24 protein-coding genes are annotated in these 24,216 nt (G+C 38.5%); 15 read left to right on the forward strand and 9 right to left on the reverse strand.

What is annotated here, in order from left to right; translation table 11 throughout:
• The first annotated feature begins 337 nt into the window (after positions 1 to 337).
• Positions 338 to 637, forward strand: coding sequence for a RhuM family protein (gene rhuM, locus RAO94_02865; GenBank protein ID MDP8321275.1), 300 nt, complete (start codon positions 338 to 340; stop codon positions 635 to 637).
• A gap of 171 nt (positions 638 to 808) precedes the next feature.
• On the opposite strand, the gene RAO94_02870 is transcribed toward rhuM, so the two are convergent.
• Entirely contained in the window at positions 809 to 1,069 is a 261-nt protein-coding gene (locus tag RAO94_02870) for a hypothetical protein (GenBank protein ID MDP8321276.1), read from the reverse strand.
• 123 nt (positions 1,070 to 1,192) lie between these two features.
• Between RAO94_02870 and RAO94_02875 the strand changes: the two genes are divergently transcribed.
• The 3 genes from RAO94_02875 to RAO94_02885 all read left to right on the forward strand — a co-directional run bounded on the left by RAO94_02875 (position 1,193) and on the right by RAO94_02885 (position 4,012).
• On the forward strand, positions 1,193 to 2,128 hold the full coding sequence (locus RAO94_02875) for a sigma-70 family RNA polymerase sigma factor (protein ID MDP8321277.1): 936 nt from the start codon (positions 1,193 to 1,195) through the stop codon (positions 2,126 to 2,128).
• A gap of 340 nt (positions 2,129 to 2,468) precedes the next feature.
• Positions 2,469 to 2,918, forward strand: a complete 450-nt coding sequence (locus RAO94_02880; protein ID MDP8321278.1) for a GNAT family N-acetyltransferase — start codon at positions 2,469 to 2,471, stop codon at positions 2,916 to 2,918.
• Entirely contained in the window at positions 2,915 to 4,012 is a 1,098-nt protein-coding gene (locus RAO94_02885) for an alanine racemase (protein ID MDP8321279.1), read from the forward strand. Before RAO94_02880 ends, RAO94_02885 begins: the two co-directional genes overlap by 4 nt.
• A gap of 73 nt (positions 4,013 to 4,085) precedes the next feature.
• Here the strand turns inward: RAO94_02885 and glnA are convergent, their stop codons facing one another.
• The 4 genes from glnA to RAO94_02905 all read right to left on the reverse strand — a co-directional run bounded on the left by glnA (position 4,086) and on the right by RAO94_02905 (position 8,401).
• Positions 4,086 to 5,510, reverse strand: coding sequence for a type I glutamate--ammonia ligase (gene glnA / locus RAO94_02890; GenBank protein ID MDP8321280.1), 1,425 nt, complete (start codon positions 5,508 to 5,510; stop codon positions 4,086 to 4,088).
• A 28-nt stretch (positions 5,511 to 5,538) separates the two neighbouring features.
• Positions 5,539 to 6,177: a site-2 protease family protein gene (locus RAO94_02895; GenBank protein ID MDP8321281.1), complete on the reverse strand. Its 639-nt coding sequence runs from the start codon at positions 6,175 to 6,177 to the stop codon at positions 5,539 to 5,541.
• 12 nt (positions 6,178 to 6,189) lie between these two features.
• A complete protein-coding gene (gene tyrS / locus RAO94_02900; protein MDP8321282.1) occupies positions 6,190 to 7,383 on the reverse strand; it encodes a tyrosine--tRNA ligase in 1,194 nt (397 codons plus the stop codon).
• Positions 7,384 to 7,474: 91 nt separating this feature from the next.
• A complete protein-coding gene (locus RAO94_02905; GenBank protein ID MDP8321283.1) occupies positions 7,475 to 8,401 on the reverse strand; it encodes a hypothetical protein in 927 nt (308 codons plus the stop codon).
• A 301-nt stretch (positions 8,402 to 8,702) separates the two neighbouring features.
• On the opposite strand from RAO94_02905, the gene RAO94_02910 reads away from it, so the two are divergent.
• From RAO94_02910 to RAO94_02960, 11 genes are all read left to right on the forward strand, one after another.
• Entirely contained in the window at positions 8,703 to 8,912 is a 210-nt protein-coding gene (locus RAO94_02910) for a hypothetical protein (GenBank protein ID MDP8321284.1), read from the forward strand.
• A 325-nt stretch (positions 8,913 to 9,237) separates the two neighbouring features.
• Positions 9,238 to 11,073: a tRNA uridine-5-carboxymethylaminomethyl(34) synthesis enzyme MnmG gene (mnmG, locus tag RAO94_02915; protein MDP8321285.1), complete on the forward strand. Its 1,836-nt coding sequence runs from the start codon at positions 9,238 to 9,240 to the stop codon at positions 11,071 to 11,073.
• A complete protein-coding gene (locus tag RAO94_02920) occupies positions 11,070 to 11,870 on the forward strand; it encodes a hypothetical protein (GenBank protein ID MDP8321286.1) in 801 nt (266 codons plus the stop codon). The genes mnmG and RAO94_02920 overlap by 4 nt, the downstream gene beginning before the upstream one ends.
• 2 nt (positions 11,871 to 11,872) lie before the next feature.
• Positions 11,873 to 12,592, forward strand: coding sequence for a 3-deoxy-manno-octulosonate cytidylyltransferase (gene kdsB, locus RAO94_02925; protein MDP8321287.1), 720 nt, complete (start codon positions 11,873 to 11,875; stop codon positions 12,590 to 12,592).
• 593 nt (positions 12,593 to 13,185) lie between these two features.
• Positions 13,186 to 13,404 carry a 50S ribosomal protein L31 gene (rpmE, locus tag RAO94_02930; GenBank protein ID MDP8321288.1) on the forward strand — a complete coding sequence of 73 codons (219 nt, stop codon included), beginning with the start codon at positions 13,186 to 13,188 and terminating at the stop codon, positions 13,402 to 13,404.
• Between the two features lie 130 nt (positions 13,405 to 13,534).
• On the forward strand, positions 13,535 to 14,461 hold the full coding sequence (locus tag RAO94_02935) for a DUF1385 domain-containing protein (protein MDP8321289.1): 927 nt from the start codon (positions 13,535 to 13,537) through the stop codon (positions 14,459 to 14,461).
• On the forward strand, positions 14,461 to 15,528 hold the full coding sequence (gene prfA, locus RAO94_02940) for a peptide chain release factor 1 (protein MDP8321290.1): 1,068 nt from the start codon (positions 14,461 to 14,463) through the stop codon (positions 15,526 to 15,528). Before RAO94_02935 ends, prfA begins: the two co-directional genes overlap by 1 nt.
• Positions 15,529 to 15,618: 90 nt before the next feature.
• Entirely contained in the window at positions 15,619 to 16,872 is a 1,254-nt protein-coding gene (locus RAO94_02945) for a hemolysin family protein (GenBank protein ID MDP8321291.1), read from the forward strand.
• Between the two features lie 7 nt (positions 16,873 to 16,879).
• Complete coding sequence (guaD, locus tag RAO94_02950) at positions 16,880 to 18,133, forward strand: guanine deaminase (protein ID MDP8321292.1); 1,254 nt, start codon at positions 16,880 to 16,882, stop codon at positions 18,131 to 18,133.
• Entirely contained in the window at positions 18,120 to 19,784 is a 1,665-nt protein-coding gene (gene ftcD / locus RAO94_02955) for a glutamate formimidoyltransferase (GenBank protein ID MDP8321293.1), read from the forward strand. Before guaD ends, ftcD begins: the two co-directional genes overlap by 14 nt.
• Positions 19,785 to 19,881: 97 nt before the next feature.
• Positions 19,882 to 20,418 (forward strand): hypothetical protein, encoded by a 537-nt coding sequence (locus tag RAO94_02960; protein MDP8321294.1) that lies wholly within the window; start codon positions 19,882 to 19,884, stop codon positions 20,416 to 20,418.
• Position 20,419: 1 nt separating this feature from the next.
• On the opposite strand, the gene RAO94_02965 is transcribed toward RAO94_02960, so the two are convergent.
• From RAO94_02965 to RAO94_02980, 4 genes are read right to left on the reverse strand one after another with little or no spacing between them, the layout of a single operon-like run.
• Positions 20,420 to 21,655, reverse strand: coding sequence for a CCA tRNA nucleotidyltransferase (locus tag RAO94_02965; protein ID MDP8321295.1), 1,236 nt, complete (start codon positions 21,653 to 21,655; stop codon positions 20,420 to 20,422).
• Entirely contained in the window at positions 21,655 to 22,701 is a 1,047-nt protein-coding gene (locus tag RAO94_02970) for a DUF4837 family protein (GenBank protein ID MDP8321296.1), read from the reverse strand. The genes RAO94_02965 and RAO94_02970 overlap by 1 nt, the downstream gene beginning before the upstream one ends.
• Positions 22,698 to 23,267, reverse strand: coding sequence for a CDP-diacylglycerol--glycerol-3-phosphate 3-phosphatidyltransferase (pgsA, locus tag RAO94_02975; GenBank protein ID MDP8321297.1), 570 nt, complete (start codon positions 23,265 to 23,267; stop codon positions 22,698 to 22,700). Before pgsA ends, RAO94_02970 begins: the two co-directional genes overlap by 4 nt.
• Positions 23,260 to 24,084 (reverse strand): hypothetical protein, encoded by an 825-nt coding sequence (locus tag RAO94_02980; GenBank protein MDP8321298.1) that lies wholly within the window; start codon positions 24,082 to 24,084, stop codon positions 23,260 to 23,262. Before RAO94_02980 ends, pgsA begins: the two co-directional genes overlap by 8 nt.
• Positions 24,085 to 24,216: the final 132 nt, after the last annotated feature.

A 24,216-nucleotide genomic window follows, 5' to 3' on the forward strand; every position in this document is an offset into this window, starting at 1 on the left:
TTCTCAACGTAGGTCAATCATCCCCGACTGACTGATTTAAAACGAACTTAATCAAGGACGATTAAGCTACATAAGAAATTGAAGAAGTCCAGAAAATTTGGAAAGCGTCACAATGATCAGGCAGAATTGCAATATACTACAACATTACATTTTTTCGTGCCATTTCGCGGCATTAGTGGTTGATAAATTTCTTTCTTTTTTTTTGAACCACGAAAACCACGAACTGACACGAAAATAGGAAAAAGCAGGTTAATTATTTTCTAAACTCGATTTCCTCAGGTTATAAAGATGTTGACGGTAATCAGTAATTTTTGGTTTTTTTCAAGTAGATCGTTCAGTGATCAGTAAGCATCTTAAAAATATTTTTAACAGCAAAAAATTAAACAAAGAATCAGTATGTGCAAAAATTGCACATACTGCAACTGACAATAAGGTATATACTTCTGAGTTTTATAATCTTGATGCCATTATTGCTGTTGGTTACCGGGTAAACTCACATGAAGTTACAAAATTTCGCAAATGGGCTACCCAGATTTTACGTAGTTACATTATAAAAGGGTTTGCTCTTGATGATGAATTACTAAAAAACGGCAGAAATTTCGGTAAATATTATAAACCAAAATATTTTACATCGTAGATGTTATCTATTTGTAGCAATAATGATGACACTATTATCCACCTTTTGCAATAGACTTACAATAAATTATGGAATCAATAAGAAGTATCGAAAATAATACACCAAAAAAGCACTAAGGACTCATCAAAAGTCCTTAGTGCTGAATAGATTAACTATTACTTTTTGCCGGTTTTATTCGCTTTCAGGAGGTATTATGTAATAATCACCATCGATTTCTACAATAACCCATCCATCATCAGTGACAGCTATAAATATATAATTTGTATCTTCCAGACTTTCAAGTGAAAGTACTCCGACACATTGAGCTACCAGATCTTTTATTTCCTGTTCAGTTTTATTACTTGACGGGTTATTATCCACAGATATTATTGGTGCAGCGATGGCAGATAACGTGATAATAAGGGCTATGAATACAGTTATGAGTTTTTTCATCTTGATCTCCTTAAACTAAATTTTCTTCTCTCTATATATATAGTCCAGAGAAAAGGCAAAGTGTGACAACACCACGCCAAAAAAATTATATTTTTGTCATTTTTTTTAAAAAAGGTGGATTTTATGGATTTTAGTGATTCTTTTGTTCAGCAGCAATATCAGGCTGCATATAACTTTGCTTTATATAAGCTGGGCAACAGTGGTCATGCAGAAGATGTAGCGGCACAAACAGTTAACTTATTTGTTTTAAAGAGTGGTACTATTAGTCCTGATAAATTTAGTTCCTGGATCCGTTCGACTTGCCTTAATTATTGTCGAAAATATTATGATAATAAAAAAAGAGACAATTTTTTACAAAAGGGGCTTCGTGACAACCTGGTAGATTTTTTTGGAGTGGAGCATGATAGTGATTTAACTTCGAGTTTCCGGAAATCGATGGAAGATCTGGATGAGTTGGAAACGCGTTCATTAGTACTTTATTTTAATTGCGGCCAGAACATCAAGAAGATGTCGGAGGTGACTGGTGAAAGCCATGCCAGTCTCAGGAAACGAATATCCCGCATTAAGATGAAATTAAAAGCCGAGACCTATAAGAATCTAGGTTATATAGCAACTAAGAAAATAGTAGTACCTAAATTACATGAAGCTATCATCCAGTTTGTGCGCCGGCTTAAAAAAAATATTGATGAAAATACCATAGATAAGATGTTTTATTACTTTTCGGAATCCAACACGCAGAATTATCAACCGAATTTTGATATTGATAAGATCAAAGACTATGAAGTTATCCTGTGTGATGGCAAATATAAGATCTATCTTTTTTATCTTGATTCACAGCAGCAGATGAATAATATCACATTTTCTTTTTTCCTGAATGAAAAAAATCAGTTGAAAATCTCCGGGCTGCCTAAACAGCAGAGGAAAATAGCAAAATTGGCAAAAAACTCAGAGGCTGCCAGGGAATTATCATCACTTATGAAAAGTTTTCCAGAAGATCGTCAGGGATTGATAAAGATACCTCCTGAGATAATGATGAAATTAACGGAAAAAGTTGGATAGATTATTCTCCAGTCTCTTTTAATCTAACAAGTTACTTTAATAATATAATAATACTGTTTATCAATTACATGCTTAAACTTTGCCTGGTTATATCCAGATTCTGTATGGCTTGATAAAAATGAGATATTGTGATTGTCATATCGGCTGAATACTGGTAAATAAAACAGATATAAATCATAACGTTATACCATATATAAATCTGTAACTACCAATGAAAATTCACAAATATTAATTAGTAAAAAAACCAGTTGACAATTATAAAAATAATATAAATATTGACTTAGGTAAGATATTTAATCAGTTGAAAGATAAAAATTAGCAATTAAATGAAGGAGTGAACATGATTGAGATAATTACTATAAGTTCTTATGCGGAATTTGAAGGAAATATCAGTTCAGAGAATTTAATAGATTTTTTATATCAGCATCTGGATAATTTTGGAGATAGTAAAGAGGCTATTTCAGAATGTCTTGATTATGCGATGAGTGATGAGGAAGCCAGAGGCGGATATGTGCTTCTGGTAATAGATGCTGAGAGGATAGTTGGAGCAGTGATCATGATCAGAACGGGAATGAAGTATTATATACCGGAATATTTTCTGGTTTATATTGCCGTCCATCATGATTTTCGAAATCAAGGTCTTGGAGGGAAACTCGTATCCAGAGTATTTGAGCTGACAGAAGGGGATATTGCTCTTCACGTGGAATATGAGAATCCAGCTAAGCGGTTATATGAGCGAGTGGGATTTAAATCCAAGTATGCAGAGATGCGTTATCATAAGGAAGAATGATGGCAGAGCTACACATAAATACTAAAAAAATCCTTGATAATATCAGTAAACTTGATGATTATTTGAAAGAGAATGATATCAAGTGGACACTGGTTTCTAAGATAATGAGTGGTAACAGAGAAGTATTGGATGTGATCCTTAATAGTCCTGTGATCAAGAATTGTCATTCCATAGGCGATTCACGGCTTTCCAGTTTGAAAACAATCAAGTCCATACGACCAGATATTATAACAATGTATATCAAGCTTCCATCTATACTCAGTGCACATACAGTAGTTAAATATGCAGATATTTCTCTGAATTCCTCATATCACACCATAGAGGCATTGAACCGGGAAGCAGTAGCCCAAAATAAAATTCATCGGGTGATAGTAATGGTGGAAATGGGTGAATTGCGGGAAGGAGTGATCCGGGATAAACTCTTGAAATTCTATGAAAGCGTATTTGATCTTTGCAATATAGAGATAATAGGCTTGGGGACTAATCTGGGATGCATGTATGGCGTGGAGCCCACTTATGATAAGCTGATCCAGTTATCGCTTTATAAGCAACTGCTGGAGATCAAATTTGACAGAAAGCTGGAGTTGATCTCTGGTGGTAGTTCGATCACATTACCTTTGATCCGTAAAAAGCGGATTCCCGCTAATTTAAATCATTTAAGAATAGGAGAAGCAGCTTTCATGGGCAAATCTCCCTTAGATAACCGTAAATTCCGCAATCTTTCTACGAATGCCTTTGAGTTTAAAGCCAATATAATTGAAATGGCGCTAAAGGAAGGTGTTCCTGATGGAATAATTGGTGATGGTAATGTGGGACATGCAGAAGGTATTGAGGAAACAGATAATATAGTGGAACAATATCGCATGATCCTTGATTTTGGTTTAGTAGATGTGGATACTACTCACTTGACGATCAAAGATACAAAGCTATCATTTTCTGGAACTACTTCCGATATGACGGTACTTAATTTCAATAAATCAGAGAAATCCATGAGGAATACTTACAAAGATGGGAAGAAAGTGGCTTTTAAACCGGATTATATGGCAGTTGCCAGATTGATGAATTCAGGGTTTATCACAAAGGTAGTAAAATAGAGCTTTCTGAAAACCCCAAATAATAAGGGTGCAGATTACTCTGCACCCTTTATTTATTTCAATCAGTTAAAGATCAGACATTAAAATACATAGCCATTTCCACAGGATTAGGTCTTGAGGTGACTTGATAGATTTCTTTTTTCTTTTCCACGATCCAGCTTTTAATAAGTTCTTTATTGAACACATCCCCAGCTAAAAGATAATCATGATCTTCTTCCAGAGCGATAAGGGCTTCAGAAAGGCTGGCAGGAACACTGCATAATTTTTTCTGCTGTTCTTCATTCCAGTTGAACACGTTATCATCAAAGGGTCCAAAACAATTTTCTGGAGTAGGCATTATCTTATTGATGATCCCGTCTAATCCCGCCATGATCAGGGCGCTGGTAGCCAGATAAGGATTGCAGGAAGCATCTCCGGTTCTGAATTCTATTCGCTTAGTATCTTCTGTTGTGGTATATTTGGGGATACGGATCGCTGCGGAACGATTTGCCAGTCCAAAGAATAACTTTGTGGGTGCTTCAAAACCCGGGAGAAGCCTTTTATAAGAATTTGTGCTGGCATTTGTGAAAGCAGTGAGTGATCTGCCGTGTTTGAGAATTCCACCAATAAAATAGAGAGCTGTATCGGAAAGATCAGCATAATTACCCTCTTTATAAAAGAGATTTTTTCCATCTTTGCGCAGCTGGATATGGAAGTGCAATCCATTACCTGCTTCATGATATAAAGGCTTTGCCATCAACGTGGCAACAAGACCATTTCTAAGAGCAACTTCGCGGATAATATCCTTGATAAAGAGCATTTTATTGGTAACTGTATTAAATTCGATCATCTCTGTTTCAATTTCCTGCTGAGATGCCAGACCCACTTCATGATGATGATAGCGGACAGGGCAACCAATAGCTTCAATCAAATTGACCATTTCCTGACGGATATCAGCATATTTATCAAAGGGAGTATCCATGTGATAACCTTTACGGAGATCGCTGGCAGTGCCGTCATTATCTTCATAATCAGAAGGCAGATGGCGTTTGGTTTCTGCTGAAGTGAATTCAAATCCGGCAGCATAATCTTCATTATAGTAATACGCTTCATCAAAGAGATAAAATTCAAATTCAGGTATCCAGTATGATTCATCAGCAATACCAGTGGATTTCATATATTGCACGGTGCGTTTGGCAACACTGCGGGGATCTTTTTTCACCCCGATTCGGGTGTCTGCATCGCAGATATATGCCAGTATACGCAATTGGCGGTGTTCACTGAATGGATCAATAACAGCAGTGTCAAGGTCTGGAATCAGAACCATATCACCAGCTTCCACAACTTTCATGCCAGGAATACTTGAGCCGTCAAAAGGAATTCCTTCCTGCATGATCATTTCCAGACTTCTGGCTGGAAAGGTGATATGATAACCGCTACCTTTTAAATCCGTGTATTTGAGATCAATCGCTGTTATCTGGTGTTTCTCAATCAATTGCAAAACTTCTTTAAGGTCCATAGTTTACTTCTCCTAATATATTATATAATTATCTTAATAGTAAGTTGATAAAGAAGCTCAAAGGAACTTCAATAATTGATCTGATCAATCCCAGACGCAAAATATAATCAGCGGCAAATATTATCATCAGGATCATTGCACCTTGACGTTCTTTTGCTGTATATCTAGCATATTGCTGATCAGTGAGAAACCCACCTAAAATCTTAGAACCATCCAAGGGTGGGAGAGGTATCAGATTAAAAAGTCCCAGGGCAAGATTTATCAGGATTGCATAATATAAAGCGAAAAACACAGTTTGATTGAAACCGGCCATCAGCTTCTCAGCAGGAATAATGCCTTGCAATATATGAAAAAAGATAGATAATATGATCGCAATTAAAAAATTGGAAATTGGACCCGCTGCTGCCGTGATAGCAGTATCACGCTTATAATTCTTGAAATTATAAGGATTGATCGGAACGGGCTTTGCCCAGCCGATGTGGGCGATAAAAAGCATCAGCAATCCTATGGGATCGATATGAGAGATGGGGTTCAGAGTAAGTCTGCCGGCTCGTTTGGCAGTGTCATCACCCAGATAATAAGCAGTTATGCCATGGCTGAATTCGTGTATTGTCAATGAAAACAGCAGAATTGGTATTTGATATAGTAAACCTGTGATAGTGTTCATGAATTCCTCACTTTAGATTGTGATCTTGATAAATCTCCGCTTTCCTACTTTGATAATTACTGGTTTCGTAAGCTCCAGATCAAAGTCTTTTATTTTTTCATTATCTATTGATATTGCGTTTTGTTTGATCAGTCTTTTTACTTCTCCATTGCTGGCGCATAATCCGGCATCAACCAGTACTTCAGTAATTTTTGCTGGTGGGGTTATCTGATATTCTGGCATTTCATCAGGGATTTTTTTCTTACTAAATACGGTATTGAAATGTTCTTCTGCTTCCAGAGCCTGATCTTTGCCATGATACATGCCCACAATTTCCCGGGCAAGGCGCTGCTTGATCAATTTGGGATTTGTCTTTCCTGCTTTCAGTTCTTTTTCTACCTCAGCAACTTCATCTGGTCCCAGAGGAGAAGCATAATTAAAGTAATTGATGATCAGTTCATCAGGGATAGACATCACTTTACCATATTTATCCTGAGGTGTGTCATATACTGCAATATAATTTTCCAGAGATTTCCCCATTTTATTAACGCCATCAGTACCCATAAGTATGGGGGAAAGTATGGCGATTTGCTGTTCCTGACCAAAATAGCGTTGCATGTCTCTACCGCATAAGATATTAAATTTCTGCTCAGTTGCTCCCAGCTCTACATCAGCATTGATGGCAACAGAATCGTAACTTTGCAGGATAGGATACATGATTTCATGCATACCCAGAGTTAACCCTTCTTCATATCTGCGCCGGAAAGTGTCGTGTGCCATGAATTGAGCCAGGGTCCACTTTCCCATCAGCTTCAATACGTCACTCATGCTCATATTACCAAACCATTCGGTCTGCCAGCGTACTTCAGTTTTATTTTTATCCAGAACAGTGTAAAGCTGATCCATGTATTTTTCAGCATTCTTTTTCACATCATCAGCGGTGAGGGGAGGACGAGAATCATCTCTGCCGGTGGGATCACCAATCTGAGCAGTAAAATCACCAATAATGATCACGCCAGTATGACCCATATCCTGAAAATTACGCATCTTGCGGATAGGAACCAGATGTCCGATATGAACATCAGAGCCAGTGGGATCAATACCATATTTTATACGTAATGGTTTTCCTGTTTTAGCTGATTTTTCCAGTTTCTTCAATAACTCTTCTTCAGGGATGATTTCTTCAACTCCCTGACGAATTAATTTCATCTCCTCGGCAAATTTCATCTTCTTTCCTTCAATTTTTTATAGAGGGTCAAAATTGCTCTATCAATATACTTGTCAATTATGTTAGCTAATGCAGTTAATTTTTTTATACTTATACCAGATTAATATAGTCCTGCAGAGGGTGATCAAAGATATTCAGTCGAAACTCTTGGGATAGTATTTCGGAAACAGAACGGTAGAATAATGCGGGAGTGTTATTAACCAGGTAATAAAATCTTCCATCCTCTTCATATATGGGATTTTCCAGATCAGTAAAATGTGTTCCGGCAAAGGTGATACCAGGATCTCCAGCAGCGTCTATCAGCAGGCATCCGGGTTTAAGCTGACGTTGATCTTCAAGGGTTAATACTGGCTGTGAGGGGTCATCAAGCTTGATGCCTGAAACTATGATGTCCCAGATGCCAAGTGAATATTTGAAGTCTTTTAAGGTTCTACGGTAGAACATTCTCACTTTTGCTCCTAACTGCGATGCAAATTTAAATGAACCTTGAGCCACATTGCCAGTACCCAGGACGGCAATGCGGGTTTGGGGACTGATCAGTATCCCGTGTGACATAGTGGCATGATAGATGGCAGCATAACCTGCCATCAAAGAATTTTCCCAACTGAAATAATCCTGAACCCATTTAACCGGTAATATCTTATCCCGGTGAAAGAGCCTTGTTTTGATGTCAGTATCTAATATAAAAAGATCTTTTTCCAGAAATAGAGTATCATAAAAATGCTTTCCAGCTGATTGAGGTTGTATCCAGCCAATGAAAACCTGGCGGTCTCGGACGTGTTCATAATCTTCTTTTTCAATTGGTTTCAAACTGAAAATACCGTCACAGGTTGCAAATATCTCTTCTCTCTGGCGCATTCTGGCACCACGATTGATATATTCCACATCTTCAATTCCTAAAGAATCTCCGTATCCCCTCTCAAAATAGAGTTCGTCTACTATTCCACCAAGATCCTGTGGTAAAAGAACAACCCTTTTTTCTCCGGGTGTTTTAGGTTTAATAAATCCGACTTTCATATCCTATACTCCCTGAAATTAATATTTTCTTCTGTTAGTTTTTTTGTCAATTCAATCTCTTAATAAAAAGTTGTTGTCAGGAAAACTAATTCTTTATTCGTGGATAAATTCTATATTAGGAGAACAAAATAATGGATCTTATTCCAAAGCTTGAGAAGAGTATATTATTTCTGCAGGGCTTTCAGCAGCATCTATAAGTGGGTTTATCCGCAGCCATGAAAGTGGAGAACCTTTGCCCTATGCAAATGTTGTGCTGATAGACAAAAAAACCGGAACTCAATCAATGCTAAAATGATATTTTGTGATCCCGATAAATGAACCGGGAGAATACAAGCTGCTGTTCAATCAGATATCCTATAAACCACAGACAATAGAATTAAATTTCACTGATCTGATGGAGAGTAAGATAATCAATATTGATCTAGTGCGTGAAGCTGTTGAGATAGAAGGCGGTATCGGCTATTTTGGTTCAGTAGCAGGAGAAGATTTCTATACAAAAGTAACTAAATAGCATGGTATTAACAGAAAAGTAGGACGTGCACCGCTAACGGTACTCCGGAAGTGGGGCGAGAACTACGGGCGTTTATTAGCAGCAATTTCTTATTTTACACCACAGCTATATTATTTTCAGTGATTGGGTGATAGTGGTCGTTATCTGGGCCTCACCTGGAAATACCCGGCGGTGCACATATAACTTAGCAGCGGACTCATTTTTAATTTCGGGGGATGCGTGATTTGTGCAAATTAGAAATTGTACTTCTAATCTGCACGGATTTTTAACTAATGACAATTATCTGCTTGACAGTTACACCTGTAATTAAGGTAAAAATATATCAATGAATAAATATGATGTAATAGTAGTAGGAGCCGGACATGCCGGTATTGAAGCTGCATCGGCTGCTGCACGTATGGGAGCCAGCACGCTTCTTTTTGTGATCAAGCTGGAAAGCATTGCCCGGATGAGCTGTAATCCTACGATAGGCGGACCTGCAAAAGGTCATCTTGCCCGTGAGATCGATGCACTGGGTGGTCTCATCGGGATGGCTGCTGATGTCACAGGTATCCAGTTTCGCATGCTTAACCGCAAGAAAGGTCCTGCTGTATGGGCACCACGCTGCCAGAATGACCGCGGATTATATACCCGTTTCATCACGGAAGAGCTTGAAAATACGCCTAACCTTTTGATCATTGAATCCACGATTGATGACATTTTGGTGAAAGATGATCAGGTTACAGGGGTTCGCTCTCATCTGGGAGAAGAATATTTTGCTCCCCGCGTGATCATTACCACCGGCACTTTCCTGCGTGGCAAGGTGTTTGTGGGTGATGTGTCCTATAGTGCCGGCAGGGCAGGAGAACCTTCAGCAGACAAGCTTTCGCTTTCGCTGGAGAAATTAGGTTTACACCTGGCAAGATTTAAAACAGGTACGCCTCCCCGCATAGATATCAGAACCGCTGATATCAGCAGGATGGAACTCCAGCCAGGAGATGAAAATCCTACTGGATTTTCATATTACCGTGATATTGAGCTGAAAAATCTCGTTGATTGCTACCTCACCTGGACGAATCTTACTACACACCAGATCATCAGTTCAAACCTTGATAAATCCTCGCTTTACGGTGGGTTTATAAGTGGCACAGGTCCCCGCTATTGTCCCTCTATTGAAGATAAAGTTGTTAAATTCTCCACCAAGGAGCATCATCACGTATTTATAGAACCAGAAGGTTTGCACACTTATGAAGCGTATGTGAATGGAGTATCAAACAGTCTTCCACCGCATATCCAGGAAAAGATGATAGCCTCTATCACGGGACTTGAAAATGCCAAAATCATGCGCTATGGATATGCCATAGAATATGATTATGTTATCCCTGACAGCCTCACCCCCACGATGGAAACCAAAAGGGTGAAGGGACTTTATCTGGCAGGTCAGATAAATGGCACCAGCGGTTATGAAGAAGCTGCTGCTCAAGGCATTGCTGCCGGTATTAATGCCGTAGTCAGTCTGGATAATAAACCTCCGATCATTTTTGACCGCTCCCAAAGCTATCTTGGTGTTCTCCTTGATGACCTGGTGACCAAAGGCACAAATGAACCTTATCGCCTCTTTACTTCCCGCTCAGAATACCGTCTTTTTTTGCGGCAGGATAATGCCGATGAACGTATGATGCCTTTGGGATATAAACTGGGACTGGTTAGTGATACCCGTTGGCAAAGATATCAGCAGGTGCAAAAGGTGATGGAGCGTGAAATGCATTATCTGGAAAAGAATAATACCACCATTAACGATCAGCTTTCTGAACCCACCCGACTGGTAAATCTTCTCAAACGTCCCCAGATGAAATTTAGCGACCTGCAGAATTTCGGCTACACTATTCCTGAAGATATCACACCAGATATTGCCAACAGGATTCTGCTCAAAGTAAAATATGCCGGATATTTCAAGCGTCAAATGCGGGATATTGTCCGCTTCAATAAAATGGAACAATCAGAATTGCCTACTGATCTGGATTATATGAAAATTGAAAGTATCGCCTGGGAAGCGCGAGAAAAAATGAACAGGGTCAAACCCCTCTCAATTGGACAGGCTGCCAGAATTCCCGGGGTGAATATTACCGATATTAATGCCCTTATCATTTATCTAAAAAAAATTGCCAAGGAGAGCCGATGAGAAGATTATTTCTGATTTTAATAATAATTCCACTCCTTACCGGTTGTGCCTCTCAGCCCCGGAAAGCAGTTATTCCAGAAGCTCCGGTTGGACGCTATCTGAAAATACCTCAATGGTTTATAAATATACCCGAAGGTGATTTCACGTTCGGTTTTGCCAAACTTACAGTTAATAAAGAAGCGATGATGATCTCAGCACTTCAGGATGCAACAGTTACATATTGCCGCAACCATAATTGTTATGTGGTAAATAAAAGAGCTATCCGCGATACCCAGATAGGTGCTGGCTCTGGTGAACAGGAATTTCAGGTAATAGTTTCCAGCGAGCCTCAACAATTATATGATATCAGGGACAGACTCCAACTTCTCGATTATTTCTGGTTTTATGATAATTTTATTGGTATCTTTTCCTTAGGTCAAACGCAGATAGATTCCACCCGGATTGATATCTGGTGTGAAGAAGCATATCCCGGCTCAAATCCTGAATGGTATATTGGTGATCTCATAGTAGAAGAAGAGCAAGTATTATGTGATGTCCATACCACTTCTTCTGATCTGATTGATGCCTGGCAAAAGGCTGTCGATAAAGGTAGAGTGAAGCTCGCTGGATATAATAAAATAAAAGTGGATGCCTCAGTATGGCATATTAATAATGAACGAGATAAACTGATCTCTCTGGAAACCAGCCTCAAAATGAACCAGATTGAGATTGATAAAATATATTTCCGCAGATATTATGGCAGTGGTGGACCAGCCTATTCAGTCTGGCTGCGCATGTCTATGGAAAAGGGTGTATAAATATGAAATTTATCGCTGTAATTCCCGCCAGATGGCAATCTTCACGTTTCCCAGGAAAACCGCTTGCTTTACTTAATGACAAACCCATTATCCAGCATGTTTATGAAAATGTTCTCAATTCAGGGATTTTTGAGCAGGTAATTATTGCCACGGATTCCCAGAATATCCTCGATGCTGTTCAGGCATTTGGCGGTTCAGCTCAAATGACCGGTTCTGAGCATCACAGCGGGACTGACCGCGTAGCCGAAGTGTGCCGGAACCTTGATTTTGATATAGTGGTTAACGTGCAGGGAGATGAACCTTTTATCTCTGCAGAGCCGCTAAAACTTCTCACTGATGCCTTCCATGACCCACAGGTTAAGGTTGCTTCTCTTATGAACCTTATCTTTGGCAAGATTGATAACAAAAATCTAGTAAAAGTTGTCTGCGATAACCAGAGAAATGCTCTCTATTTCTCCCGCTCCGTAATCCCCTGTAATAGAGATTATAATCCAGAAGCCCATTATTATGGTCACGTGGGCGTCTATGCCTTCAGAAAAGATTCTCTCTTTGAATTTATTGAACTGCCTCCCGCCAAACTGGAAAATATAGAAAAACTTGAACAGCTCCGTCTGCTGGAAAATGGCATTAAAATCAAAATGATAGAAACAAAATATTCTGGTATTGGCATCGATACCCCCGAAGATCTAGCCCGGGCTGAAAAGAAATTCCAGAAAAAATAAGATCAAATAATCCTACTTTTAACCTACATGATTTCACCACATCGACATACACTCGTTCACTTCCTGTCTTTGTAATATTAATCATTATATATTTTAGACCATATGTTACATTTTACGCATTTCTTCCCACTTTACATGCTTTTTATCATAAATATTTAAAATATCATTATTTAACTGATTTATCTGTCACAATTAATCTCCCTGTACCCCCCCTATTGGTTCCCTGTGGGTTACAAGTGTATCAATATTCATCTTTACTCTGTAAAATATTATAATTATTTTCATATATTGCTGTAACGTTTCTACTTAATTATAGCCTTTTTAGCAGTTTCTCAATTTTATCATCACCATCCTCATGTAAAACATTATATTCTTCTATTCCTATATCCCCCATTTGTAACTGGGACTTTTTCGAGTATAATAGATAGAATTTGAAAGTTCAGAAAAACATTGATTACACACAACGTTTCTGTAACTATATATAATTTTAATTGGGATAGGATGCTTGAACTTTAATGAAAATGGTTGACATTATTGGCGTTGGGCAAAAAAAGTGTCATTTAGATAAGAATATATAGAGAAAGGAGTTCTCAATGAAAGATAAGATTCATCCTAAGTATGAAAAAGTGACAGTACATTGTGTATGTGGCAACACATTTGAGACTAAGTCAACCTCTGCTAAGCTTGAGGTTCAGATCTGCGAGAAGTGCCACCCCTTCTATACTGGCAAACAACGTTCAGTACAGAAAGCAGGTCGGATAGAGCGATTTAATAAGAAATACAACGTGGAAGAGCAAGCAAACGAAGGTTAGATTAAATAAACAGAGATAAGCACCACACCCACCGAATTTGGTGATGTGGTGCATTTTTTTCTAAAGGAGATTTGGTTGGCCAGATAAAAAAGATATCCAGGTTGGTGGTCAGGCAGTAATAGAAGGCGTGATGATGAGAGGTCCAGCCCATATAGCTACTGCTGTAAGGCGAAAAAGCGGTGAGATAGAGATATGGAAAAAGGAATTCATCAGTAAAACTAAGAATAATAAATTTCTGGGGCTGCCGTTAGTACGGGGATTTGTCTCGTTGATAGAGATGATGAATATCGGTATCAGCAGTTTGAGTTTTTCTGAAGAACGGGCAAGCGTGGACTGGAAAGAAGAAGAAGAAGCAAAAGGCAAGACATTTAAGGAAAAGAGTGCTTCAACGGAAAAGCGTGAAACTATCTTTATGTATGTTGTCGCCTTTGGTCTGGCATTTCTGTTATTTGGATTTTTGCCCTATCAGATATCTGCCTGGATAGGTCTTGGGAAAGAGAATTTATATTTTAATCTGTTTGCCGGTAGCATCAGGATAGTCTTTTTTGTTGTATATGTGTGGGTGATCAGTCGGATGAAAGATGTACATAGATTATTTGAATATCATGGAGCAGAGCATAAAACAGTGTTTGCCTATGAAAAATGTACAGAACTCAATCCAGGAAAGATCCAGGAACACAGTACTCTTCATCCCCGCTGCGGAACAAGTTTCATGTTTTTTGTGTTATTGATCTCGATATTAATATTTTCAATAGTAGATACTATAGTAGGACATTTACTGGGCAGTATGCCGGCGATAATATATCGACTTGGCTATCATTTGCTATTACTCCCTTTTGTTTCTGGTATTTCCTATGAAGTGCTGAAACTTTCAGGAAAAAATATCAATCATCCTTTGGTGAAAATTATGACGGCACCTGGTCTGGCATTACAGCGGATCACCACACAACCTCCAGATGATGACCAGATAGAAATAGCTTTAACTGCGATGCAGAGTGCCCTTGATTTAGAACTAGACGTGGAAGTGACATTTATAGATTATAAGGGAAATAAGTAATGATTCCAGAGGAGAAATTATCAAATCTCAGAAATGAGATGAGTGAATTAGAGAAGGATGTATATGATCCGGCGAAAATGTCTGACAAACGGGCATATTCAAAGATATCACGGCGCTATAAGGAATTGCAGGAGATATTGCGGGTAGTTGATGAATATGAGAAGCTTCAATCGACGATAGATGAAAACCAGCAATTAATCGAAACTGAAGAAGATAAAGAATTGCATGAGATGGCGGAAGAAGAAAATGCACGACTGGAAGAGGAACTTGAAGTAGTGCATGAGAATTTGAAAGAGCTATTAATACCTCTGGACCCCAATGATCATAAAGATGTACTGGTGGAGATCAGGGCTGGTACTGGAGGCGATGAAGCGGCTCTTTTTTGTGCAGATCTATTTCGGATGTACACCTATTTTGGTGAAAAGATGGGTTGGAAACAGACAGTGATCTCATCTAATCCGATTGGTGTGGGTGGTTTTAAGGAAATCATCTTTTCCTTGAGTGGAGAAGATGTGTATGGGACAATGCGCTGGGAAAGTGGAGTGCACAGGGTGCAGCGGATACCGGTAACGGAGTCACAGGGCAGAGTTCATACCTCAGCAATATCAGTTGCAGTATTGCCGGAAGCAGATGAAGTGGATGTTGAAATAAATGAGAGGGATCTAAAGATAGATGTTTACCGGTCTTCAGGTCATGGAGGACAGAGTGTGAATACCACAGATTCAGCAGTAAGGATCACTCATTTGCCATCAGGGATAGTGGTTACGTGTCAGGATGAGAAATCTCAGCTGAAGAATAAGAATAAAGCAATGAAGGTGTTACGCTCAAGATTATTGGATCAGGAAATTTTAAAACATGAGTCCGAAATAGCAGCTCATCGCAAAACCCAGGTGGGTACAGGTGACCGCAGTGCTAAGATCAGGACATATAATTTTCCTCAATCAAGAGTTACAGATCATAGAATAAATTTGACATCCTATAAATTGAATGCGATTTTGACAGGCGAGTTAGAAGAATTTATAGAAGCACTAAAATTAGCTCATCGGAATGAACAGGTAAATGGGTAAAAAGAAAAAAGCAAACGGCGATAAAGAAGATATTGAGCATTATTTAATTACTGATGCTCAGCAGTTGGGACTGTATAACCCTTCAGGCACATGATAATTGCAATAATAACTTTGCTGATAATTTTCTTTGTATTTATGTCAGCTTTTTTTTCAGGAATGGAAACAGGATTGATCTCACTTGATAAGCTAAAATTAGAACAGGAAGCAAAGAACAGCACAAAAAAGAAACAGATACTGGATTTTTTGAAAACTCCGGATAAACTTTTTGGTACGACACTTATTGGGACAAATATCTCAATAGTTATAGTATCATCTCTGACGATGTTGTTATTACAATTTATTCCAGAAAAATCTGTCTTTAAAATATCCGATCAGGTAGGAACACTAATTGTGACTTTTATCCTGTTGATATTTGCAGAAATAATACCCAAGGCACTCTATCGAGAGCACCCGAACAGATTAGTAAGTAAAAACTTTGAAACCTTGAAATTCTATAGTTTTCTGTTTTCACCTTTCACCAGGATAGTTACATTTCTAAATCTACGGATATCTAAACTGTTTGGATTAAAAGAAACCGAAAATCTATTGCGGGTAAGTCGTGAAGATTTGAGTTTTATGGTATCAGAGAGCGAGACCAGCGAAAGCACTACAGAGATCAATCAGAAGGATTTACTGGAAGAAGCCTTGGAATTTGGGGAATTAAAAGCAGAGAATGTCATGACACACAGGACAGAGATCGTGGCATTTGATAAAGATACATCCATAGATGATGTGATAAGATTATCACGGGAAGCAGGTTATACTCGTTTTCCGGTATATGATGATGATCTCGATAATATCAAGGGGATATTAATTATCTATGATCTTTTAAGACGTCAGAACAACAGCGAGGAAAAAGCATCTGATTTTATTCGACCGATACTTTTTGTTCCAGAGACAATGACAGTGGATGCTCTTCTGGCAGAGATGCAGTCTAAGCAGCGAAGCCTGGCAATAGTTGTAGATTCATATGGCGGCACAGCCGGAATGATTACTATCGAAGATATTATGGAAGAGCTGGTGGGCGAGATAGAAGATGAATATGATGTGGAAGAAAGCGAACTTGAGATATTGCCCGATGGCTCATATCTGATTGATGGCGATACGGAAATTGATATTTTGAATGATAAATATGACCTTCAATTACCGGAAGGTGATTATGAGACCATTGCTGGATTAATAATCAACCGTTTGGCGAGAATACCTAAGAATAACACAAGATTAGAATTGCGTAAATACTCACTTCTGGTGAACAAAGTTACAGCAAAAAAGATCAAAAAGGTAAAATTGATCAAGAAGTATTGAATTGGCAATGAAATGTATAGCCACTAATATATTAACCCCGCTTGCTGCGGATAAAATAATCTATCTGCCTGATCACTATATTACAATCAATGAAGGTAAAATAATTGAAATAAGTGATACTGAGCCAGCAATGGACTGGATAGATAAAAGAGATTACCTTTGCATTCCCGGAATGATAGATGCGCATGTGCATCTATCGCAGTACTATATTCGGGGCAGGTATGCCCCGGATCTAATGCAATGGCTTCACAAGTATACTTTTCCAGCTGAGCAGATGTCAAATAATCCTCAATTCAGCAGGAAGATAGCAATAGATTTTTATCAGCAATGCCTGGCAAAGGGCACTACTACCAGTGTGGTATATACTTCACCTTATCATATAGCTTGCGAGACAGCATTTGAAGTGGCAAAAGAGATGGGAGTTCGAAGCATTATCGGGATGACCATGATGGATACCAATTGTCCTGATTATCTGCGCCAGGATACAGATAAAGCGATCAATGAGAGTTATGAACTTTGGGAAAAATGGCACGATCAGGGACTGCTTGATTATATATTTTCACCCAGATTTGCTGTAACCTGCAGTGCTGAACTGCTTCAGGAAACTGGTAGAATGATCAGAAATTTATCTGCAAGAATGCAAACCCATTTATCGGAAAATACTTTTGAGATAGAGCAGGTAATGGATTTATTTCCCGGCAATAGAAGCTATACGGAAATTTATGAGCATTTTGGCTTACTGGGAAAGCGGAGCATCATGGGACATGGGATACATCTTGATCAGGAAGAAATGAGGATTTTGCAGGCTTCAGATACTGGTATTGCTTTTTGTCCTGATTCCAATTTCTTTTTAAAAAGTGGTCATTTTAAATGGAGTGAAATAGAGGAAAGCGGGATTAGGATTGGCCTGGCAAGCGATGTGGGAGCAGGAACTGATTTGAGTATGCTCAAAATCATGAAACTGGCAGATTATATTCTGGACAAATCAAGCCTTACTCCAGGAAAAGCATTTTATTACAGCACTCTGGGTAATGCAGTTTTGCTGGGTTGGGAAGATCGAATAGGGTCCATTGAGCCTGGAAAAGATGCGGACCTGGTCTTTATCAGCCATCCTGAGATTCTCAAGACATCAAAGGGATTAGAAGATATCCTTGCACTTTTGATCTATCTCAATTATGAGATGGAAATACAAAGTACCTGGATTCAGGGAAAAGAATTATATAATAAAGATAAATCTGGAGGAATTGATGAAATTAGTTGAATGTGTACCGAATTTCTCGGAAGGTAAAGATCAAAGTATTCTGGATGCTATAGCTGCATCAATAAACACGGTAAAAGGTGTAACTTTACTGGACGTGGATCCTGGTGAAAGCACAAACCGGACAGTTTTTACAATGGTTGGCAGTCCGGATCTGGTTGTGGATGCTGCTTTTGAAGCAATTAAAAAAGCAGCAGAATTGATCGATATGAGCAAACATACAGGAGCACATCCCCGCTTTGGAGCTACTGATGTGTGCCCATTTATTCCTGTGTCTGATATGACAATGGATGAATGCGTGGAATTAGCCAGAAAGCTGGGTAAACGAGTAGGTGAAGAACTGCAAATACCGGTATATTTATATGAATATGCCGCAAGTAAACCAGAATGGCAGAACCTGGCAGAAGTGCGTAAAGGCGAATATGAGGGTTTGGCTGGCAGAGCTGGGAAACCGGAATGGCAGCCGGACTTCGGACCTCACACTTTTAATGCTAAAAGCGGTGCTCTGGCAATTGGAGCCAGAGAATTTCTGATTGCTTATAATATTAACCTTAATAGCAGAGATAAAAAGAAAGCCCATGATCTGGCACTCACAATCCGTGAAAAGGGCCGTTTTGCTAAGAATGAAAAAGGAAAATTTATCAAAGATAAAGATGGAAATAAGCTCAGAGAAGAGGGATTATTCGCCAATTGCAAAGCAGTGGGCTGGTATGTGGATGATTTTCAAAGAGCTCAGATTTCCATAAACCTTACTAATTATAAGATCACTCCCCCTCATATAGTACTGGAAAAAGTACGTGAACTGGCAGTTGAAAAGGGTATTCAGATCACAGGCAGCGAAATTGTGGGGCTTTTGCCTAAAGAAGCTATGCTGGAAGCGGGGAAGTATTATTTAAATAGATTAGGAGAATGCGCTGGACAACCGGAAAAAATGATCTTAACTACTGCGGTGCAGTCCATGGGACTGGATGATCTATATAAATTTCAGCTTGATAAAAAAGTGATTGAATATGCTATAAAAGTAGATGACAAGCTTGCAGAACTGACGCTGGTAGAATTCACAGATGAATTATCTACAAATTCTCCTGCTCCAGGTGGTGGTAGTGTGGCTGCGCTGTGTCTTTCAATATCAGGAGCATTATCCAGCATGGTGGCAAATCTTACCTTTGATAAGAAGGGATATGAAGTACATTGGGAAGCAGTAAAACCAATTGCTGAACGTGGTCAGAAGATCAAAGCCAAAGCAATGGCTGCTATTGATGAAGATACTGAGGCTTTTAATGAAATGATGGCAGCAATGAAATTACCTAAAAAGACCGATGAGGAGAAAGCATTGCGAGAAGACGCCATGCAGGAAGCCACCAAGAAAGCGATCATGGTTCCTTTTCAAACTCTTGAACTGGCGGTGAAAGCAGTGGAACTGGCTGCTGAGATTGCTGCAATAGGTAATAGTAATGCTCTCTCTGATGCGGGAGTAGCTGCTATAACGGCAACCGCAGCAGCACAGAGTGCATTTCTGAATGTGAAAATCAATATGGCTGGAATCACTGATGATAATTTCAAGCAGGAAATTATGTCAAAATCTGAGATAATACTTGCTAAAATTAAAAAAAAAGCTAATATTATATTTGAAGATATAAAAAGTAGATTATAACGTGATATTTATGAAGGTGGCAGTTTGATATGCATGACTTTCCTCCCTGTTTTGTGCAATCCGCTGCCATCTTCTGATTATTATCAGTTGTCATATTATGAATAATTACTATCAGAAGAGTATTATACTCAAAATTAATAACTTGATCCATCGTGAATTGAAAATATTCCCTCAAGCACAACTTGTAGATATATATAAGCTATTTCATCAGGATTATTTTGGTCCGGGGCACTTCATTGCCGATAAAGAAAGAATTATTAGCTATTTAACTGCAGAATTAAATAATATCTCACCCTCTGATGACAAACCAGAGAATCAGGACATAGCCTGTTTTAACAACTTTGTTCGCGTTGATATTCGCTGGATAAGTCAGGGAATATTAACCGTGGATGAACTGGCGGAGATGTTTTGGAAGAGTTCTTGTGTGAAATTGGATCAACCTATAGCGTGGGACGTTCACTGGCAGCAGGTATCTGAAATCATCTTTAAAGAATATCCTGATTATAACCTTGATAATGCTGAACAAATATCAACTTATGCTCAGCAAGAAAAAGCATTACATCACAGTGAGATCTATCGGCTATTTTATCATCCTCATTACCGTATCATCAGTAAAGAATTTTGGAGTCTTTGAACTAATCTTTTTTCAGGATATGAATTAATTCTTCTTTATCAAGATTGGGATTCAGCAGCCAGGCGCTGAGCGCTTCCTCCATCAGACAGCCGATTTTTTCGCATTCCGGCAATCCTAATTCCTGTTTAATAATATTACCATTAAGAGGAAAAGTGCGATTTTTAAGTTCATTTTGGATGACATTTATCTTATTTCCCAGTTTATCCGGTTGATTCTGCCAATTTTCAGTATCTTCAAAAGAAGTATAATATGTAATAAAATCTTCTATTGTAGCTGGATAGTTGAAAATCAGCTTTCTAATTGCCAGGTCATCATCACTGTATATATCAGAGGAAAAGTAATGGCAGTAATGAACCAGTAATTTCACTTCAGCCTTTAATTTATTTGATAATCTTAGTCTTTCAATAATAGTATCAATTGTGTCATCTCTATCTGGTAATTCAGCAAGAACCTGCAGAAGAGCTGACATCCGTAATTCCTGCTTTGCTGGCAAACAGGAGATCTCATTCAAGTAAATATCTTGAGATTTTTCTTCCAATTCCGGAATAATATATTTCATCAGATCAAATTCATATACGAGTTCAAGCCCCCTTTTGGGAGTATCTGAAAGTAGTATTTTGATGAATTCATCCCGTTTGCGTTCCCAGGATATAGATACTAGTTCGAAGCTGTCTTTTTTCATGGCTTCAGCAGTAACACTTTCAATTTTAAACCCTAACCTGTTAGCAAAACGAACAGCCCTGAGTATTCTCAAAGGGTCATCATGGAATATAAATTCAGGGTCTGAGGTAGCTCTGATCACTCTATTTTGTAAATCAATCTTCCCCTTTCCCGTAAGATCAAGAATTTCATCTGTCATGATATTCATTATCATAGAGTTGATAGTAAAATCACGCCGATAAATGTCTTCTTTTAGTGTTCCCGGACTTGTAGATGATTTTCTATTTCCCTTGCGATAGCTTTCTTTACGGGTCATTACAAATTCTATCTTATGTTTGCCGATCATTGCCAGGGCAGTACCAAACTGATCAAATAGCACTGGTTTTGAGGCAATATTATTTTCATGGAGAAATTCTGCTAATTTAATCCCACCCTGGGGTAATGAGACGGCAATATCAAGGTCACTTTTCTTATTTTTTAATACCAGGTCTCTCACGTAACCACCTGCTATATAGGTATTTCCATCGAATTCAGTATTTCTGATAGCTCTCTTTATCTTCTGTATTACAGATTTCATTATTTTAAGCGGAATGAATTACTGATGATCTCCAGTTCGATCAAAGCAGGCAGTTTATCACCTTCAGGATAATAAACAGAATTATCAATGATAAAGACCTGTTTTCTTTCCGGTTCCCAAAATGCAAAACAACTAAAAGCACCACCAATATAATATTTTTTATTATTCCAGCGTCCCATTAGTTTCAAGCCACTATATCTGGAAATCTCAGTATTGCTGATAGTCACATCCTGTTTACTGAATTTATCACCGTCATAGTATTTTCCGGCTATTTCATTTCTCTTTTCTATCAGCCAGTCACGGGAGATGATATTCTCTGGCATATCTTCATAATAGACAGAGATATACCGGTCAGGTTGAGATTTTGATCTTGCCAGGTAGGAAGTGAAATGATTTATATTATCTTCTCGAAACTTCACGTATCTGTCTGGAAGGTCAAACTGCCAGATCTTTTCTGTGAAGTTGCTCATGGGTTTTCTCCGGGAACGGTAAACTTGATATTCGATCCTTTTATACAATCTCTGCTTGAAGATTTCCCAAAACTTAGATGCTTGCAGCATATTCAATTTTAAAAGTCTTTCTTCGGTTTCACCAACGATGAATAGAACTAACTGATCATCTGCCCAGAGATTATAAACGGGATAAATTGCTCCACCATCGGCAGCAATCCGTTCATCAATCTTGCTTCCCAGTCTTTCTTTAACGTATTTTGACACTTCCTGTTCAGAGGATGCATCACAATAAAATATCAGATTATTGAACCGGAAATAATCTTCAAGCTTACTAAATGATATTCTTTCCAGCTCGAACATTTTTTCATTAAGTGTAGTATAATATGTCCTTTCAATAGTTTGGCGAAGATCATCTTCAGCATATTTCCAGACATTATCATCCGCAAAAACATATATTTTCTGTTTTTTCCCCCATGCCAGGGGTTTCTTTCTATCTTTTACTACCCCTTTCATAGCCGATGCAGAACCTTTTTCCTGTTTTCCGCAGGAGAATAATACCATCAGTACGACCAGGATCAGGATAAATTTCTTCATTTTTCCTTCCCGCTTTTAGGTAATATGAGGGGCATAAAATAATTGATCCCTGAAAAAGCTGTGATAAATGCCACCAGCCAGAAGTAATAATATATCAGCATATAGATTGTGCTGTTTTCCACTTGTGTAATTGCTAGATAGATAATCACAAAGGTCAATCCTGCCATCTGGGTGACTGTTTTAATTTTGCCCCAGTTATTAGCAGGAAGATATATTTTTCTTTTCACATAAACCTGACGTAGAACAGATACTGCTACTTCCCGGAAAATGATAATAAACACTGCTCCAATACTGATCAATTGAAATGGTGGCACGGCTATCCCGATCAAAGCAGCTCCGGTAAGCAGTTTATCTGCCAGCGGATCCATAATCTTGCCAAAATTACTAATAGCATTATATTTTCTGGCAATTTTGCCATCCAGATAATCCGTAATTTCTGCTATCACAAAAATCACTGCTGACCACATCAGACTATTGGTGACAGGGGCAAAAAAGAAAAACCAGACAAAGACCGGCACCAGTACTACCCTCAGCATTGTTAATATATTAGGAATATATTTAATCATAACTTTCTCTCCTGATCAAAATTAGTGACAACAGACTGACGGTGAGCAAGGCTGCTGAGCGGATAATATGAAATCGGAAATCTGGCATATAACCAAAAGTATGATTCACCCACAGAAAATATTCCACTCCCATGGCAATCGCCAGGGGAATAAAAACAAGGAATATACTATTTAATATCTTGAATATACGGCTTAATCCGGGTTTACCGCCTGAGCGTCTATAAACCTGCCAATATCTCACCTGCCGGTTTTCATAACTTATCCTGAATAAAAGCACTATCAATAATAGTAATATCGCCAGACCCCAATATATCCATTGCCAGTAATTTTCTATCAGTCCACTATATTCCAGCAGTTTATCCAGTTTCGACCAGTCATCAAGATAATTCTCATCGGTGTAAATAATCTGGAAAATGCCCTCTTCTTTTTCTGTTGCCTGCCAGAAAAGGCTGGATTCCGTTTCCCTGAAAGCAGCACCTTTAAATTGGATTTCCAGAACAGCAGGTAGATTAAGTTCATCTAATAGTGAATTGGCTTCATCCAGATGATATTGCCTGCTTAGAATATCGATGATCTCACTTTTATTTTGTTTACTGACCTTATTAACAAAATAAAGATTACCTATATCATCACTGATACGCTCAGACTGTTCTTCAGTTACTATCAGGATTGCCGGTTTTTCTTCGATTTCCAGATAGACCTGTTCTGCCCTAAAATTGAGCTCTTCCTGACTGTATTGACGCAAATTATAAATACCATCATCAACAATAAGTAGAACCAGTATAATTAATATTTGAAGCAGATATCTTAGTTTCATAATTTATGTATTTCCCCTGAATTTATTGTATAGCTATTGGTGATACCCTCGAATTTCTTCCTGGTAGTTATCACGATTGCTGTACCTGCCTTGGCAGCATGATCAAATGTTTTCGTAAGGTTTTCGAGGCTG

It is taken from the genome of Candidatus Stygibacter australis (genome assembly GCA_030765845.1).
GTDB lineage: Bacteria > Cloacimonadota > Cloacimonadia > Cloacimonadales > TCS61 > Stygibacter > Stygibacter australis.

Excerpts from the sequence above, each read along its gene's own strand:
- RAO94_02870 (MDP8321276.1), bottom strand. The coding sequence starts at position 1,069 with ATGAAAAAACTCATAACTGTATTCATAGCCCTTATTATCACGTTATCT.
- RAO94_02875 (MDP8321277.1), top strand. The coding sequence starts at position 1,193 with ATGGATTTTAGTGATTCTTTTGTTCAGCAGCAATATCAGGCTGCATAT.
- RAO94_02880 (MDP8321278.1), top strand. The coding sequence starts at position 2,469 with ATGATTGAGATAATTACTATAAGTTCTTATGCGGAATTTGAAGGAAAT.
- RAO94_02885 (MDP8321279.1), top strand. The coding sequence starts at position 2,915 with ATGATGGCAGAGCTACACATAAATACTAAAAAAATCCTTGATAATATC.
- glnA (MDP8321280.1), bottom strand. The coding sequence starts at position 5,510 with ATGGACCTTAAAGAAGTTTTGCAATTGATTGAGAAACACCAGATAACA.
- RAO94_02895 (MDP8321281.1), bottom strand. The coding sequence starts at position 6,177 with ATGAACACTATCACAGGTTTACTATATCAAATACCAATTCTGCTGTTT.
- tyrS (MDP8321282.1), bottom strand. The coding sequence starts at position 7,383 with ATGAAATTTGCCGAGGAGATGAAATTAATTCGTCAGGGAGTTGAAGAA.
- RAO94_02905 (MDP8321283.1), bottom strand. The coding sequence starts at position 8,401 with ATGAAAGTCGGATTTATTAAACCTAAAACACCCGGAGAAAAAAGGGTT.
- mnmG (MDP8321285.1), top strand. The coding sequence starts at position 9,238 with ATGAATAAATATGATGTAATAGTAGTAGGAGCCGGACATGCCGGTATT.
- RAO94_02920 (MDP8321286.1), top strand. The coding sequence starts at position 11,070 with ATGAGAAGATTATTTCTGATTTTAATAATAATTCCACTCCTTACCGGT.
- kdsB (MDP8321287.1), top strand. The coding sequence starts at position 11,873 with ATGAAATTTATCGCTGTAATTCCCGCCAGATGGCAATCTTCACGTTTC.
- rpmE (MDP8321288.1), top strand. The coding sequence starts at position 13,186 with ATGAAAGATAAGATTCATCCTAAGTATGAAAAAGTGACAGTACATTGT.
- RAO94_02935 (MDP8321289.1), top strand. The coding sequence starts at position 13,535 with ATGATGAGAGGTCCAGCCCATATAGCTACTGCTGTAAGGCGAAAAAGC.
- prfA (MDP8321290.1), top strand. The coding sequence starts at position 14,461 with ATGATTCCAGAGGAGAAATTATCAAATCTCAGAAATGAGATGAGTGAA.
- RAO94_02945 (MDP8321291.1), top strand. The coding sequence starts at position 15,619 with ATGATAATTGCAATAATAACTTTGCTGATAATTTTCTTTGTATTTATG.
- guaD (MDP8321292.1), top strand. The coding sequence starts at position 16,880 with ATGAAATGTATAGCCACTAATATATTAACCCCGCTTGCTGCGGATAAA.
- ftcD (MDP8321293.1), top strand. The coding sequence starts at position 18,120 with ATGAAATTAGTTGAATGTGTACCGAATTTCTCGGAAGGTAAAGATCAA.
- RAO94_02960 (MDP8321294.1), top strand. The coding sequence starts at position 19,882 with ATGAATAATTACTATCAGAAGAGTATTATACTCAAAATTAATAACTTG.
- RAO94_02965 (MDP8321295.1), bottom strand. The coding sequence starts at position 21,655 with ATGAAATCTGTAATACAGAAGATAAAGAGAGCTATCAGAAATACTGAA.
- RAO94_02970 (MDP8321296.1), bottom strand. The coding sequence starts at position 22,701 with ATGAAGAAATTTATCCTGATCCTGGTCGTACTGATGGTATTATTCTCC.
- pgsA (MDP8321297.1), bottom strand. The coding sequence starts at position 23,267 with ATGATTAAATATATTCCTAATATATTAACAATGCTGAGGGTAGTACTG.
- RAO94_02980 (MDP8321298.1), bottom strand. The coding sequence starts at position 24,084 with ATGAAACTAAGATATCTGCTTCAAATATTAATTATACTGGTTCTACTT.